We start from the raw sequence: 14,864 nt of genomic DNA on the forward strand, positions 1-14,864 counted from the left end.
CAGAAGGAAATCGTCGAACATGAAGATCACGCATATCCGTACACGTGTTTTCGAGTGGAAGGGCAAAGTCGTCCCGCCGCAAGCGCATTTCTGCACGAACGCGGTCGATATTCTGTACGAGCGCGGCGACGCGATGGGTTCATTCCGCTTTCACGGCTGGCTCGTCGTCGAAGTCGAATGCGACGACGGCACGGTGGGCATCGGCAATTGCGCGCTCGCGCCGCGCATCGCGAAGCAGATCGTCGACGAATACCTTGCGCCGATCGCGATCGGCGAAGATCCGTTCGACAACGAGTACATCTGGCAGAAGATGTATCGCCGCACGCTTGCCTGGGGCCGCAAAGGCATCGGCATGGCGGCGATCTCGGCGATCGATATCGCGCTGTGGGACATCATGGGCAAGGCCGTGAACAAGCCGGTGTTCAAGCTGCTCGGCGGCCGCACGAAAGAAAAGATCTGGTGTTACGCGTCGAAGCTCTATAACAACGACGACCGCGATGCGTTCCTCGGCGAAGCACAAGGCTACCTGGACAGCGGCTTCACCGCGATGAAGATGCGCTTCGGCTACGGCCCGAAAGACGGCCCGAAAGGCATGGCGAAAAACATCGAACAGATGCGTCTGCTGCGCGAACTGGTCGGCGACGAAGTCGACATCATGCTCGAATGCTATATGGGCTGGACGCTCGAATACGCGCGCAGAATGCTGCCGCGCCTCGCCGAATTCAATCCGCGCTGGATCGAGGAGCCGGTGATCGGCGACGATGTGGAAGGCTATCAGGAGTTGAAGAAGATGAACCTGATGCCGGTGTCGGGCGGCGAGCACGAGTTCACGAGCTACGGCTTCAAGGATCTGCTCGAACGCCGCGCGATCGACGTGATCCAGTACGACACGAATCGCGTGGGCGGCATCACGGCGGCGCGCAAGATCAATGCGATGGCCGAAGCGTGGTCGGTGCCGGTTATCCCTCACGCGGGGCAGATGCACAACTATCACCTGACGATGTCGAGCACCGCGAGTCCAATGTCCGAGTTCTTCCCTGTTTTCGACGTCGAAGTGGGCAACGAATTGTTCTACTACATCTTCGAAGGCGAGCCGCAACCGGAAAATGGCTATCTGCAACTGTCGGACGACGTGCCGGGCCTTGGCATCGAGTTGAGCGACAAGTATGTTGCCGATTTCAACATCGTCGAATGAATGGACAGACGCGAGGAAAGTATCGTCACGCTGATGGCGATGGAGCAAGTTAGCTAACGCGCGTCAGCGTTTCCTGCGCGGCCCGGTCGAAGCGCGCACCACCAGCTCGGGCGGCGGCCCGAGCACCATCGACGGCTGCCGCTCCGGCGTCTGGATCAGACGGATCAGACTCTGGATCGACAACTCCGCGACTGCCGCGGTTTGAATCGCGACCGTGGTCAGCGCGGGATGCACCTGATGCGCGAGTTGAATGTCGGTGATGCCGATCACCGACACGTCGTCGGGCACCGAGCGGCCGAGCGTGATCAACGCCTGGATCGCGCCGATCGCGAGCAGGTCGTTGGTCGCGAAGATCGCGCTCAGTTGTGGGCGGTTCGCCATCAGCTCCATGCAGGCGGCGAAGCCGGAGTCGATCGAGTCGCGGATCTGCAGCACCGCGGCGGCGTCGGCTTCGATGCCGGCCGCGCGCATCGCCGCCCGAAAACCGTTCGAGCGCGCGTCCTGCAAACCGCCGCAACCGTCGCCGATCAGCAAGCCGATCTCGCGATGGCCGAGTCCGAGCAGATGCCGCGCGGCCAATTCGCCCGCGCGCGCGAAGTCGACCGCGATGCACGGTAACGCGGGCGGCGACTCCGGGTGCTCCCACATCGCGAGCAGAATCGGCGCGCTATGCGTCGCCGATGCGCACAGGTCGTTGATCGTGATGTCGGTGTTCATCACGAGCACGCCGTCGGCGAGCGTGCCGGCGATCTGGTTCAGATACGCGCGGCCGATTTCGGCGTCGTCGTCGGTATTGCAAACCATCAGGAAATGGCCGGTCTTGCGCGCCGCGCGCTCGGCGGCGAGCACGAACTCCGGATAGAACGGGTTCGAAATGTTCGACAACATCAGCGCGAGCGTCGACGAGCGGCCTTCGGCGAGCGCGCGCGCATTAAGGTTCGGCCGATAGCCGAGCTCGGCTATCGCCTGCAGCACGCGCTCAGCCGTTTCAGGTCGGACTTTCTCGCGATTGCGCAGCACGTTCGAGACGGTGGCTGCGGTAACCTGCGCGCGTTTCGCGACTTCGGACAACGTGACCATGTTGGGTTATCCCAGATGTAGGGAGGTCAATTCAAATGTTGCAAACGACCGGCGACATTGCTAACTTCCTCAAAAACGTAACGGAGACACCTGCGATGACTTTTTCCGTCGAACTCGAATTTAAGCGATTAAATGCCGCCCGCACAAGGTCCGGGCGTTTTATTTCGGCAAAAATTTAAGCGGTTAAATCGAGGCGGAGACAGCATGGCGACGATTCTTTTGAGCGATGTGCAAAAGGCCTACGGCGACCATCCGCCGGTGGTCCGGCGCGTGAATCTGGAGATCGCGCAGCATGAGTTCTGCGTGTTCCTGGGTCCGTCTGGCTGTGGCAAGTCGACCTTGCTACGGATGATCGCCGGGCTCGAAGACCTCAGCGAAGGCGAGCTGCATATCGGCGGACGACTCGTCAACGACGTGCCGGCCGCCGAGCGCGGCGTCGCGATGGTGTTCCAAAGCTACGCGCTGTTTCCGCACATGACCGTGTTCGACAACATGGCGTTCGGATTGAAGCTCGCGAAGCAGCCGAAGGACGTGATCGAGCACAAGGTGCGCGAAGCCGCGCGGATTCTGCAACTTGAAAGCCTGCTCGACCGGCATCCTAAAGCGTTGTCGGGCGGTCAGCGGCAGCGCGTCGCGATTGGCCGCGCGATCGTGCGCGAGCCGGGCGTGTTTCTGTTCGACGAGCCGCTGTCGAATCTCGATGCCGCGCTGCGCGGTCAGACGCGCGTCGAGATCGCGCGTCTGCATCAGAGGTTCGCGAACGCGAGCGTCGTGTACGTCACGCACGATCAGGTCGAAGCGATGACGCTCGCCGATCGCATCGTGCTGCTGCATGCGGGCGCGGACGCCGAGCGCTTCGGCAGCATCGCGCAGAGCGGTGCGCCGCTAGAGCTGTATCACCATCCGAAGTCGCGCTTCGTCGCGGGCTTCATCGGCTCGCCGCGCATGAACTTCATCGATGCGATCGTCGAATTGATCGAGCCGGGCCGCGTGACAGTGGCGCTGGCGGCGGGCGCGCAAAGGCTCGTCGCGGACGTCGATGGAGAACGGCTGCAACGCGGCCAGCGCGTCACGCTCGGCGTGCGCCCGGAGCATCTGCGGCTCGACGGCGACGAACAGTTCATTCACTGCGCGACCGTGTTGTCGGAACGGCTCGGCGAGCACAGCTATATCCACGCGGACCATGCGGGCGGCACGCTGATCGCGAAGGCGCCCGGCGATACGCCGCTCGGCGCGGGCGAACGCATCCGGGTTCACGTGCCGCCCGCTGCTTGCCATCTGTTCGACGAACAGGGACTCGCGTTGCGGCGTAGCACGTTCGAACCGGAACGCGCGGCCGCCTGATCGAATTCCGCCATAGAGCGGGTTACATCGCCGGCCACGCTGCGTAGCCGGTCAACAAGGTAGACAAGGAGACACAGATGATCGCTCTTCGCCTTCGCCGTCTTGCACAGGTGTCGATCGCCGCCGCCGTGGTAGCCGGCGCGCTCGGCAGTGCCGTGGTCGACGCGGCCACGCTGAACGTCAACGTATCGGCGCGCGGTAATCAGCGCTCGACCTGGCAGGACGCATTCGATCAGTTCAAGAAAGCCAATCCCGACATCGACCTGAAAATCACCTACGTGACCGAGGAAGCGTACAAGGTGCAGATGGGCGGCTGGCTCGCCACCGATCCGCCCGATGTCGTGTCGTGGCACGACGGCGAGCGGATGGCCTACTACGCGCAACGCGGTCTGCTCGAAGATCTGAGCTCGGACTGGGCGAAGAACGGCTGGTCGCAGCAGTATGCGTCGGTCAAGGACGCATCGACGTACAAGGGCAAGCAGTATGCGGCACCGCTCGGCTATGACGCGTACGGCTTCTTCTATCGCAAGGATCTGTTCGAGAAGGCCGGCATCAGGAGCGAGCCGAAAACGTGGGACGAACTGCTCGAAGCCAACAGGAAGCTGAAGGCGATCGGCGTCGCGCCGATCGCGGTGGCCGCGCGCGATAGCTGGACGCTGGCCGCGTGGTTCGACTATCTGGATCTGCGCATCAACGGCAACGAGTTTCATCAGCAGTTGATGGCCGGCGAAATCCCGTACACCGATCCGCGCGTGAAGAAGGTCTACACGACGTGGAAGACGCTGCTCGACAATAAAGACTTCATCGACAACGCGCTGTCGTACGACGTCGATTCGATCGGCCCGATCCTGAACAACGGCAAGGCCGCGATGATGCTGATGGGCACGTTCTTCTCGGCGAGCTTCCCGCCGTCGATCAAGGATCAGATCGGCTTCTTCCGCTTCCCGGTGATCGACGCCAACGTGCCGATGGCCGAGGACGGTCCCGTCAACGTGCTGCTGATTCCGGCGAAAGCGAAGAACAAGGCCGACGCGCGCAAGCTGCTCGCGTTCATGGAGACGCCGAAGATCAACGCGGAACTCGCGAAGGGCTGGGGACAGTTGCCGTCGAACAGCCAGGCCGCTCCGCCTGAAGATGCGATCTCGAAGGTCGGCTTCCAGACGCTCGCGAACACGAAGGGCGGCATCGCGCAGTTCTACGATCGCGACATGCAGAAGGAAATGGCCGACGAAGGCATGAAGGCCATGCAGCAGTTCTACAGCGATCCGTCGCAACTCGACAGCGTGCTCGCTCATCTCGAAGCGACCCGCAAGCGCATCTACCAGAAGTAAGTCCCACGGCGCCGGCCGCGTGAGCGCGGCCGGATTGCGAGTCCCGCTTCTGGGTCCCACTTCCGGGTCAATTCCGCCTTCGATTTCCGACGAGGCCGTTCCATGTCTCATACCGCAGCGCGCCGCCTGCCCGCGGCGCGGCACCGTCGCGTCTCGACGACGCGTCGTCATCAGCATCGCGCCGCGTTTTTCTTTCTGCTGCCCGGCTGTGCGTTGTTCACGCTGTGCGTGATCTATCCGATCATCAGCAGCATTTCGCTGAGCTTCTACAACTGGGATGGCATGACACCGAAGACCTTCGCGGGTCTTGCGAACTACGTCGAGCTGTTCCAGTCCGATACGTTCTACACGGCGCTGAAGAACAACCTGATCTGGCTTGCGCTGTTTCTGCTCGCGCCGCCTCTCGGTCTGCTGTTCGCGCTGTATCTGAACCAGCACGTGCGCGGGATGCGGGTCGTGAAGTCGCTGTTTTTCGCGCCGTTCGTGCTGTCGGGCGTCGTAGTTGGCCTTGTGTTCAGCTGGTTCTACGATCCGACGTTCGGGCTGCTGCGGTTGATCGTCGGTCGCGGCATTCCGGTGCTCGGCGATCCGCACGCGGTCACGTTCGGCATCATCTTCGCCGCGCTGTGGCCGCAGGCACCGTTCTGCATGATCCTGTATCTGACCGGACTCACCGGCATCAATCCCGAGGTGGTCGAGGCGGCGCGCATGGAAGGCGCGAAAGGGCTGCGACTGCTGTGGCACGTGATCCTGCCGCAACTGCGGCCCGCCACCTTCATGGCGGTGGTGCTGACCGTGATCGGCGCACTGCGCAGCTTCGATCTGATCGCGGTGATGAGCGGCGGCGGCCCATTCGACAGTTCCACCGTGCTCGCCTATTTCATGTACGACCAGGCGATCAAGTACTACCGCGAGGGCTATTCGGCCGCGATCGCGGTCGTGCTGTTCGCAATCATGCTCGTCTATATCGTGTTCCATCTGCGCCGCATGCTGCGCGAGGAACGCTGATTCTGTGAACGTCAGGAGTACCAGCTCATGTATCCGCTTCCCGTCGAACGCTGGAAACCGCTGAGTCGCAGGCTTTACAAGGCCTCGCTGCCGCTTGCGCTGTTTATCTGGCTGCTGCCGATGCTCGCCGTGCTGCTGACCTCGATCCGCTCGACGGACGAGTTGTCGCAGGGCGACTACTGGACGTGGCCGAAACATTTCGCGCTGCTGGAGAACTACGGCACCGCGCTGACGCAAACGCCGATGCTGCATTACTTCGCCAATAGCGTGCTGATCACGGTGCCGTCGGTGATCGGCGCGATCGTGCTCGCGTCGATGGCGGGCTTCGCGTTGGCGACGTATCGCTTTCCGGGCAACACGGCCGTGCTGTTAGCGTTCGTCGCCGGCAATTTCGTGCCGATCCAGATTTTGATGATTCCAGTGCGCGACATGGCGCTGAAGTTCGGCCTGTTCAACACCGTGTGGGCGCTGGTGATCTTTCATGTGTCGTTCCAGACCGGCTTTTGCACCTTGTTTCTGCGCAACTTCATCAAGCAGCTGCCGTTCGAGATGATCGAGGCAGCGCGCGTCGAAGGGGCGAGCGAATGGACGATCTATCTGCGCATCGTGCTGCCATTGATCCGCCCCGCGCTCGCCGCGCTCGCGATCCTCGTGTTCACGTTCGTATGGAACGACTACTTCTGGGCGCTGTGTCTCACGCAAGGCGACGACGCCGCGCCGATCACGGTGGGCGTCGCCGCGCTGAAAGGGCAATGGACGACCGCGTGGAACCTGGTCGCGGCTGGCTCGGTGCTGGCCGCATTGCCTTCGGTGCTGATGTTCTTCGGAATGCAAAGGCACTTCGTCGCTGGACTCACGTTCGGCGCGAGCAAGGGCTAACGGGCGCTTGAAACACGATTGAAACGACGGCTCGACGTCAACTCACCACGAGACTTTCACATGCAACTTGGTGTCTGCTACTACCCGGAACAATGGCCGCGCGCGATATGGGCCGACGACGCGCAACGTATGGTCGAACTCGGCATCACGCATGTGCGGATCGCCGAATTCGCGTGGAGCCGGATGGAGCCGCGCGCCGGCGAATACGATTGGCAATGGCTCGACGAAGCCGTCGACACGCTGGCCAAAGCGGGCCTGAAACTCGTGCTCGGCACGCCGACCGCTTCGCCGCCGAAGTGGCTCGTCGACGCGCATCCGGACGTGCTGCCGGTGCGCGCGGACGGCACGCGCTGGAATTTCGGCTCGCGGCGTCACTACGATATTTCGAGCGACACGTACCGGCGCGAATGCGTGCGCGTCGTCACCGCGATGGCGCAGCGCTACGGGCGGCATCCGTCGATCGTCGCGTGGCAGACCGATAACGAACTCGGCTGCCACGATACGGTGCCGAGCTATTCGGCCGCGACTTTGCAGCGCTTTCACGCTTGGCTGCAGCGGCGCTATGCAACGATCGGCGCGTTGAACGACGCGTGGGGCAACGTGTTCTGGAGCATGGAGTACCCGTCGTTCGACGCGATCGGCTTGCCGACGCTGACGCCTACCGACGCCAATCCGATCCATCTGCTCGACTTCCGCCGCTTCATGTCCGACGAGGTCGCGAGCTTCCATCGCGAGCAGATCGACGTGTTGCGCGAGCATGCGCCGAACGCGGATCTGCTGCACAACTTCATGGGCTTTTTTACGACCTTCGATCACTATCGCTTCGCGGCCGATAACGCGATCGACATCGCCGCATGGGACAGCTATCCGATCGCGCGCACCGAATCGATCGCTTTGCCGGAGGAGCAGAAGGCGCGCTTCGCGCGCACAGGGCATCCCGATGTGTCCGCGTTCGATCACGACCGCTACCGCGGCATTGGCGGCGGGCGCTTCTGGGTGATGGAGCAGCAGGCTGGTCCGGTGAACTGGGCGCCGTGGAATCCGGTGCCGGCGTCGGGCATGGTGCGGCTGTGGGCGTACGAGGCGTTCGCGCATGGTGCGGAGCTGGTGTCGTATTTCCGTTGGCGCCAGTGCCCGTATGCGCAGGAGCAGATGCATTCCGGGCTCAATCTGCCGAACAACGAACTGTCGCCGGGGGGTCTGGAAGTGCAACGGGCCGCGCGTGAGATCGCGGGCAGTACGGCGCTGTCGACGCTCGCCGCGCCCGCGCAAGCGGCCACCGCTCTGGTATTCGACTATGAGACGCAGTGGATGTTCGACATCCAGCGTCACGGCAAGGGCTTCGACTACCAGACGCTCGCGTTCGACTATTACGAGTCGCTGCGCGAACTCGGGCTCGATGTCGATATCGTGTCGAGCCGGGCAGATCTTTCAGGCTATCAGCTAGTCGTGGTGCCGAGTCTCGCGGTGATCGACGCCGCGCTCGTCGAGCAGATCACGCGTTCGAACGCGCAATGGGTGTTCGGCCCGCGCAGCGGCTCGAAAACCGACGCGTTCGCGATTCCGGATAATCTGCCGCCCGGCGTGTTGCAACGCGTGCTGCCGATCCAGGTGCTCGAAGTGGAAACGCTGCGCTCGACGCTCGCGCCCGCGCTGTCGCTCGACGGCACCGCGGGTCACGCGCTGCACTGGCGCGAGCATGTGCGCGCCAATGGCGAGACACGCATTGCCGCGCGCTTCGACGATGCGTGGCCCGCGCTGCTGACGCGCGGCAACGTGCGCTATGTGGCCGGCTGGCTGTCGCATGAACTGCATCGCACGGTGTTGCGGCAGGCGGCGCACGACGCCGGCCTCGATACGCAGGTGCTCGCCGACGGACTGCGGCTGCGCCGCCGGGGCGGCCTGACCTTCGCATTCAATTTCGGCGCGCAACCGGTGCAGGCGCCGGCGCCGCGCCATGCGACGTTCGTGCTCGGCGAGCCGCGCCTGAATACCGGCGACGTTTGCGTGTGGAAAGACGCGTGACGCGGTGCGGTTGTCACAGTAGTCACGAACTAAACCGGGGAGGAAGCGGTAACAGCAGTTTGAAACTCGCAGTTCAACACTCGAAGGTTGCAATACGGACGCATCAAACCAGGACCGGGCGGCCCGCCAGGAGCCGCGACTAATCGATGGAGGATGACGGATGAACCGAAGAGAGATGCTGGGATGGCTCGCGGGCGCCGCTGCGGCGGCGGGTGTCGGCGCCGGTGTCGGCGCGCCCGCTATGGCGGCCGAACTCGGCCGGCAGACAGGGCCGGCTGGAGAGCAGAGCGCGGCCTGGCCGGGCGCGGCCGCACTTCCGAACCGCTTCGCGTTAGGCGCGGACGTGTCGACGTTGCTCGAACTCGAAGCTAACGGCGCGAAGTACTACGAGCATGGCGAGGCACACGACTGCCTGCGGATTCTGAAGCGTCACGGCGTCGATTCGATCCGTATCAAGGTGTGGAACGATCCTGGCAATCCCGACTTCTTTCCGGCGAATCAGAGCCCTGCAGCCGGCTGGAATAATGCCGGGCACGTGCGCATCCTCGCGCGTCGCGCCGCCGCGCTGGGCCTGCGCATTCTGATCGATTTCCACTACAGCGACTGGTGGGCCGATCCGGGCAAGCAGTATCCACCGCACGATTGGGCCGGCAAGGACATCACCGAGACCTGCGCGCTGCTGTCCGCGTATACGTCGAACGTATTGCGGATGCTCGAGCGCGACGGCGTGCATCCCGAGTGGGTGCAGATCGGCAACGAGATCACCGGCGGCATGCTGTGGCCGCTCGGCAAGTACGATCAGCTCGATAACCTCGCGGCGCTGCTGAAGGCCGGGCACGACGCGGTCAAATCGGTGGACGGGCGCATCAAGGTGATGCTGCACATCGACAGCGGCGGCAACAACGCGACGAGCCGCTGGTGGTTCGACAGCATGACGCAGCGCGGCGTCTCGTTCGACGTGATCGGCCTGTCGTACTACCCGCAGTGGCAGGGCTCATTCAGCGACCTGCAGGGCAATGTGAACGACCTCGCGACGCGCTACGACAAGGACGTGATCGTCGTCGAGACCGCGTATCCGTGGACGACCAGCGACGGCGATTCGGAACCGGACTCGATGACCAACGTCGGCACCTCGCCGTATCCGCAGACGCCCGCCGGCCAGGCGCAGTTCCTCGGCGCGGTGACCGACATCGTGAAGGCGATCCCCGACGGCCACGGCAAGGGCGTGTTCTGGTGGGAGCCGGAGTGGATTCCGACGCCGAACGTCGGCTGGAAAGTCGGCGCCGGCGATCAGTGGGACAACAACACGCTGTTCGATTTCCACGGCAATGCGTTGTCGTCGCTGGATGCATTCCGGCGGCGCTGACGCGTCGCGGGCGGCACGCCGGCATTACTGTGCCGGCGCTGCCTGCCCCTTGTGCTGGTTCACGCACTCCGACGTGATCGCCATGCTCGCCTGATCGGGCGTCATGTGAGGCGCGTCGGGGCGGTAGATCTTTTCGATGATCGCATTGACGGCCGCGCGGTCGGATGGGTCCTTGTAGTAGCGGGCGGCCTGGTCGAGCGCCTGAGCTTTGGTCTTCTTGTGGGCGCGCCACGACGCGACCTGGCCGGCGATATCGCCGAGCGCGAAACATTGATTGCTGACGGTCTGCGCGACGGCCTGAGTGGCCGGCTGCGCGACGCACAGCGCGACGAGCGCGGATACGACTACGCGTTTCATTACCGGAATCCTGAGATGAGACGGCGGCGGCGCGGAAGCGGCGGTGGTCGCCGCGCCGGGTCGCGCGCGGAAAAATTGTTGCGTAGTGTATCGGGAAGTGGGCCGGGGCGCTTTTTGCCGCGGTGGATCACAATGCCGCACGCAAACGGGCGTGACGTCGCTGCGCTACAGCGGCAGCGGCCGATCCTCGAAAATGCTCTTCATGACCAGCGTCGACGACAGCCGCAGCACGCAGGGCAGCGTCAACAGATAGCGGTCGTAAAGCACCTGGAACGCCTTCAGATCGCGAGTGACACCCAACAGCCTGAGTGCGTCCTTTTCTGGTCGACCGTGGACGACCCTAAACAGCCTGTTGCACCCAGCTTGCCAGTGTCCTTTGACGACCACATATCAGGCACTGGAACATCCCGGTTGACTCGACACTCTGTAACTGGATCGGCTACAAAACGGAAAGCGATACGTGAGGGAGATTTTTCGGCGCCTGTCGACAGCCTTCCTTCTCCCGAAAGTGCGTTGTGAACCCTCGATGCTATGGCACAGAACGTCCCGCGGCATTGGTTTGTGCGGTGAGTATGCGCCCCGAAGTTTTTGGATGGCCTTCGCAAGGTCACTTGAGGATGGCAGACCGAACAGGCGAGCGTAATCTATGCGCTGAAGACAATCGACGTCGCACCGTCGTGACTACGAACCAGCAGCGATCGCGTGCAACAATCGGATTCGCTTCTTATATTGCAACGGGCTCGACGCCTCAAAACGGCGATGGGAACCGACAGCCTTACGACTCGCCCTCGCAGCTTCACTATCGGCAAGCGGAGCGCGCAGGCCCGCGAGGGCCAAAGGCGTCAGGGGTCAAGACCGGATGGCAGCGGCTTCCGCGGCGCGGGGCGCACGCCCCAACGCAGCAGCGGTACACCAGGACGCACAGGGTGCCCGGGCGATGAGTACCGCAGGATTGTATCGGTGTCCCGATGGATCAGTCTTACGCGGTGGGAATCGTTCCGCCGTCGATCACGTACTCTGCCCCGCTGATCGCCGCCGCACGCGGCGAGATCAAAAACGCGATCAGGTTCGCGACTTCCGCCGGCTTACACGGCCGTCCGAGCGGGATGCCACCCAGCGCGTCCATAATGATCTGCTTGCCGCCTTCGTAATCCGTACCGGCCTGGCTGGCAAGCCGTTCTGCCAGCGCAACTGCCGCTTCGGTTTCCACCCATCCTGGCGACACGCGCACGACGCGCACGCCCTTAGGCGTGATTTCCTTCGACAGACTCTTGCTGTACGTGGACAGTGCAGCCTTGGCGGCAGCATAAGCCGTGGTTGATTCCGGCAAGGGCAAACGATTCTGGATGGACGTGACGTGGATGATGACGCCTGCACGTTGCTCAATCATCTTCGGCAACAACGCCCGATCCAGTCGTACGGCTGGAAACAGATTGAGATTCAGTTCTTTCTGCCATTCGGTTTCATCCAGCGCGGCAAAACCGCCTGCCGGGGCTGACGATCCGCCCAGGACATGGATGATGGCGTCCACGCCACCCAGCCGGCTTTCGACGGCCTGTGCTACGGTGCCGCAACCCTCCGGCGTAGTGAGGTCGGCTTCGACGAACATGGCGTCGGGAATGAAGTCCGGCTTGGCACGAGCCGTCGTCAGGATGCGCGCGCCGAGTTCGCCGAGCAGTTCGACGACGGCGCGGCCAACGCCCTTCGTGCCAGCCGTGACCAGCACACGCTTGCCCGTTAGTTCGCGGTTCGTGGTCATCAGTGGATCTCCAGAAATTCAATCTTGTGGTCCGTGAGCCGGAATACATGTTTCAGGTCGGCGAGACCTCCGGGGAAGTTGCCAGCATATTGAGCCACGACAGTGACGCCGGCGTCGTCTTGCACGAACGTCAACGGCTCTACGCTATAGGCATACTTGCGCTGCGCTTCCACCAGCCAGGTTTCGATTGCTTCGTGTCCCTGATACGTCTGGCCTTCATCGTGGACAACGGCCTTTTCGGAAAAAGCACGTCGCAGCGATGAAGGCGCGGCACCATTGCTCACCTGAAAAAAAGTGGAGACCGCATCGGGTAGTGAAATGTCCATGCCAGGCGCCTCTGAGGGCAAAGTGTCGATACAGGAATTTTCGCTATAAACTTACTATTGAACAAGAACGCACGGAAAAGTAAGTTACCTACCTATGGGAAAGGAATACACCCCCGACACGGCCGCAGTCGGTGTCGAAGCAGTGCTGAAATTGCTGGAAGGGCGCTGGAAGCTGGTCATCCTGTTCCACCTTTTCGATGGCAAGGTGCAGCGCTTCTCTGATCTGGAGAAACTCGTCCCTGGCATTTCGCAAAAGATGCTCGCGCAGCAGCTACGCCAGTTGGAGGCGGACGGGATCGTGGCAAGAAAGCTCTATGCCCAGGTGCCGCCCAAGGTGGAATACCGGTTGACTGATTGGGGACAAGCACTCTGTCCCGCTCTGGACGCCCTTCTCAAATGGGCGGAGCAGCGCAACGAGTTGCTAAAAGCCGTCTGATGCCGAGTAGTTGCCCTAGGTAAGTTGATTTGCCGAGCAAGCCAAGCCGGATCAGACTCTCCGCGGTCGCAACAATGGCGTCAGCGGGCCAACGGCCCTTCGACCGCTTTGAGCGTCTGTTGATGGAGTCAAAAGAGTCCTGGAACACGACACGATCAATGACCGCAATTGGCCGACCCCGGTCCGACGTAGACCGGCGGACGTGGTCGGCCATAGATCGGCTGCGTCGGGCAGTAGGCGACCCAGAGCGGCCCCTCGCATTTCTCGAAACCGGTCATTGGGACTGCGCTTGGCCGCTGAACGACCGGGCTCCACTTCAGCTAGTCGCACCGTCATAGTGTTTCTGCCAGTTGACATACGCTGCAGTACCCATTTCGTCGACGTTCGGCATTTCACCGACATGGACGTGCTGGAAAAAGCTCAGGCAATGGCCCCAAGGCGATTTTTCGGGATTGGACTCAATCCAGCACGAATGTCCCAAGCGCTTCCAATCCACCGACTTGTCATCATTGCAGCGCCAAAGGAGCTCTTGCGCGATTGCCTCGCACCAAGTCAAAGCTTCGTCGGCCGACCCTGCTGAGATAAAGACTCCAGTTGTCGATTCATAGTCTTCGATCAGTCCGCGCTCGAATAGCTGTCGCGGTTCAGGCTCGTGGTACTGGAAAATGACGAGGTATTCATGTGCCATGTCGTAGGGCCCTGTTTAACGACTTCACATCGCGTCCATTGCTACCAATTGTCGACGATCTCAGCGGCGACGTCGACCGGCTGTTCCTGGCCGCGCTGCGCCCTACGACCGAGCACGATGATCGTCTTGGACGCGACTCATGCAAGGCGCATAAATCGACCCTGAAGGTACAGGCGCGGATAGCGAAAGCGCACATTCGCATCGTCATTAGAGGCGAGTCCTGTTGGGCTTGGCGACTATCTCGCCTAAATTCTCAGAGCGTCTGAATCGTCGTCCTTAATCATGGCGTGAAAGGCAGTTGCTTCCATTCGGCGCCTGTGCGTCGGTACAAGTGAGGGAGCAGCCGATGGTCGCAATCCCCGGACCGCTCTACGACGTGCCGAAGCTCCACTAGCCCTTGTGCGGAAGATGAGTCGCAGAATGCGAGGAGGTCACGCGCTGGAGCAACCGCGACAAAGCCCTGCGGGGCGAGATGGGCATACCAGTCATTCCACATGGCATCAAGCGTGAGAAGACTCGCCTCGAAGTTGCCTCCCATGAGTGCAACATATATCGAACCGTACTCGCGAACAGCCAGCTTTTCTTCCGCAAGAGCTTGCAAATTTGAAACGGCCATTGAATGAAGCTGGTCAACCGAGACACCTTCCTGTTCCAGATGCCGGTGCTGAACAAAGGCCAAATGGTCAGCTGTATCCGCGACGTACGAAACCATTAGGTCGTCGATGAAGGGACGGAGAACAGGCGAGTCCTCCCGTGACAGCGATATTGCTGGCGTTGATTCTTGCACCACGGGCTTCAAGTAAGCGATGGCGCGGGCACAGATGCCGCCTTCTGTCACAGTCATAGAGCGATATTCAATCAATCCAAAAATACGGCTAGAACCGTAGAACCATCCTTGGCGGATTGTCGACGATTCGCGTCGCGATGTCGAACGGCCGGTTATGGCCGAGGCCGTGTAAAAACGTCTGGGCCGGCAGGCCGGAAGAGCACCTGTGAGACCGCGTCTGCGCAGTTCCGGTTTGCCAGCGACTGACCGGATCGCGTTATGCGAGCAATCATGGTCAGGCGTG

The 14,864-nt window shown here is 62.0% G+C and carries 15 protein-coding genes; 8 read left to right on the plus strand and 7 right to left on the minus strand.

The genetic code is table 11. The annotated features are described in order from the left end of the window. The first annotated feature begins 19 nt into the window (after positions 1 to 19). Positions 20 to 1,195, plus strand: a complete 1,176-nt coding sequence (locus AB3X89_RS30670) for an L-rhamnonate dehydratase (protein ID WP_368586626.1) — start codon at positions 20 to 22, stop codon at positions 1,193 to 1,195. A gap of 63 nt (positions 1,196 to 1,258) precedes the next feature. Here AB3X89_RS30670 and AB3X89_RS30675 read toward each other — a convergent pair whose 3' ends face one another. After that, positions 1,259 to 2,275, minus strand: a complete 1,017-nt coding sequence (locus tag AB3X89_RS30675) for a LacI family DNA-binding transcriptional regulator (protein WP_368586627.1) — start codon at positions 2,273 to 2,275, stop codon at positions 1,259 to 1,261. Positions 2,276 to 2,479: 204 nt separating this feature from the next. Between AB3X89_RS30675 and AB3X89_RS30680 the strand changes: the two genes are divergently transcribed. The 6 genes from AB3X89_RS30680 (at position 2,480) to AB3X89_RS30705 (ending at position 10,228) form a co-directional block, all read left to right on the plus strand. Beyond that, positions 2,480 to 3,619, plus strand: coding sequence for an ABC transporter ATP-binding protein (locus tag AB3X89_RS30680; protein ID WP_368586628.1), 1,140 nt, complete (start codon positions 2,480 to 2,482; stop codon positions 3,617 to 3,619). 77 nt (positions 3,620 to 3,696) lie between these two features. Next, positions 3,697 to 4,950, plus strand: coding sequence for an ABC transporter substrate-binding protein (locus tag AB3X89_RS30685; RefSeq protein ID WP_368586629.1), 1,254 nt, complete (start codon positions 3,697 to 3,699; stop codon positions 4,948 to 4,950). Between the two features lie 102 nt (positions 4,951 to 5,052). Beyond that, positions 5,053 to 5,958, plus strand: coding sequence for a carbohydrate ABC transporter permease (locus AB3X89_RS30690; RefSeq protein ID WP_368586630.1), 906 nt, complete (start codon positions 5,053 to 5,055; stop codon positions 5,956 to 5,958). Between the two features lie 27 nt (positions 5,959 to 5,985). Beyond that, positions 5,986 to 6,837 (plus strand): carbohydrate ABC transporter permease, encoded by an 852-nt coding sequence (locus tag AB3X89_RS30695; protein WP_368586631.1) that lies wholly within the window; start codon positions 5,986 to 5,988, stop codon positions 6,835 to 6,837. A gap of 60 nt (positions 6,838 to 6,897) precedes the next feature. Continuing rightward, positions 6,898 to 8,862, plus strand: coding sequence for a beta-galactosidase (locus tag AB3X89_RS30700; protein ID WP_368586632.1), 1,965 nt, complete (start codon positions 6,898 to 6,900; stop codon positions 8,860 to 8,862). 160 nt (positions 8,863 to 9,022) lie between these two features. Continuing rightward, complete coding sequence (locus AB3X89_RS30705) at positions 9,023 to 10,228, plus strand: arabinogalactan endo-beta-1,4-galactanase (RefSeq protein ID WP_368586633.1); 1,206 nt, start codon at positions 9,023 to 9,025, stop codon at positions 10,226 to 10,228. 24 nt (positions 10,229 to 10,252) lie between these two features. Here the strand turns inward: AB3X89_RS30705 and AB3X89_RS30710 are convergent, their stop codons facing one another. The 4 genes from AB3X89_RS30710 to AB3X89_RS30725 all read right to left on the minus strand — a co-directional run bounded on the left by AB3X89_RS30710 (position 10,253) and on the right by AB3X89_RS30725 (position 12,670). Then, on the minus strand, positions 10,253 to 10,585 hold the full coding sequence (locus tag AB3X89_RS30710; protein ID WP_176120664.1) for a hypothetical protein: 333 nt from the start codon (positions 10,583 to 10,585) through the stop codon (positions 10,253 to 10,255). Between the two features lie 165 nt (positions 10,586 to 10,750). Beyond that, on the minus strand, positions 10,751 to 10,885 hold the full coding sequence (locus AB3X89_RS30715) for a hypothetical protein (RefSeq protein ID WP_368586634.1): 135 nt from the start codon (positions 10,883 to 10,885) through the stop codon (positions 10,751 to 10,753). A 679-nt stretch (positions 10,886 to 11,564) separates the two neighbouring features. After that, positions 11,565 to 12,344 carry an SDR family oxidoreductase gene (locus AB3X89_RS30720; protein WP_368586635.1) on the minus strand — a complete coding sequence of 260 codons (780 nt, stop codon included), beginning with the start codon at positions 12,342 to 12,344 and terminating at the stop codon, positions 11,565 to 11,567. Beyond that, complete coding sequence (locus AB3X89_RS30725) at positions 12,344 to 12,670, minus strand: nuclear transport factor 2 family protein (protein WP_368586636.1); 327 nt, start codon at positions 12,668 to 12,670, stop codon at positions 12,344 to 12,346. The genes AB3X89_RS30720 and AB3X89_RS30725 overlap by 1 nt, the downstream gene beginning before the upstream one ends. Positions 12,671 to 12,764: 94 nt before the next feature. Between AB3X89_RS30725 and AB3X89_RS30730 the strand changes: the two genes are divergently transcribed. Further along, positions 12,765 to 13,106: a helix-turn-helix domain-containing protein gene (locus AB3X89_RS30730; protein ID WP_184227208.1), complete on the plus strand. Its 342-nt coding sequence runs from the start codon at positions 12,765 to 12,767 to the stop codon at positions 13,104 to 13,106. Positions 13,107 to 13,422: 316 nt separating this feature from the next. Here the strand turns inward: AB3X89_RS30730 and AB3X89_RS30735 are convergent, their stop codons facing one another. Together AB3X89_RS30735 and AB3X89_RS30740 are read right to left on the minus strand one after the other, a co-directional pair. Continuing rightward, positions 13,423 to 13,794, minus strand: a complete 372-nt coding sequence (locus AB3X89_RS30735; RefSeq protein WP_368586637.1) for a hypothetical protein — start codon at positions 13,792 to 13,794, stop codon at positions 13,423 to 13,425. Positions 13,795 to 14,074: 280 nt separating this feature from the next. Beyond that, the coding region (locus AB3X89_RS30740) for a hypothetical protein (RefSeq protein ID WP_368586638.1) at positions 14,075 to 14,864 on the minus strand (790 nt) is incomplete at its 5' end.

The organism is Paraburkholderia sp. BR14320, assembly GCF_040948665.1.
GTDB lineage: Bacteria > Pseudomonadota > Gammaproteobacteria > Burkholderiales > Burkholderiaceae > Paraburkholderia > Paraburkholderia youngii.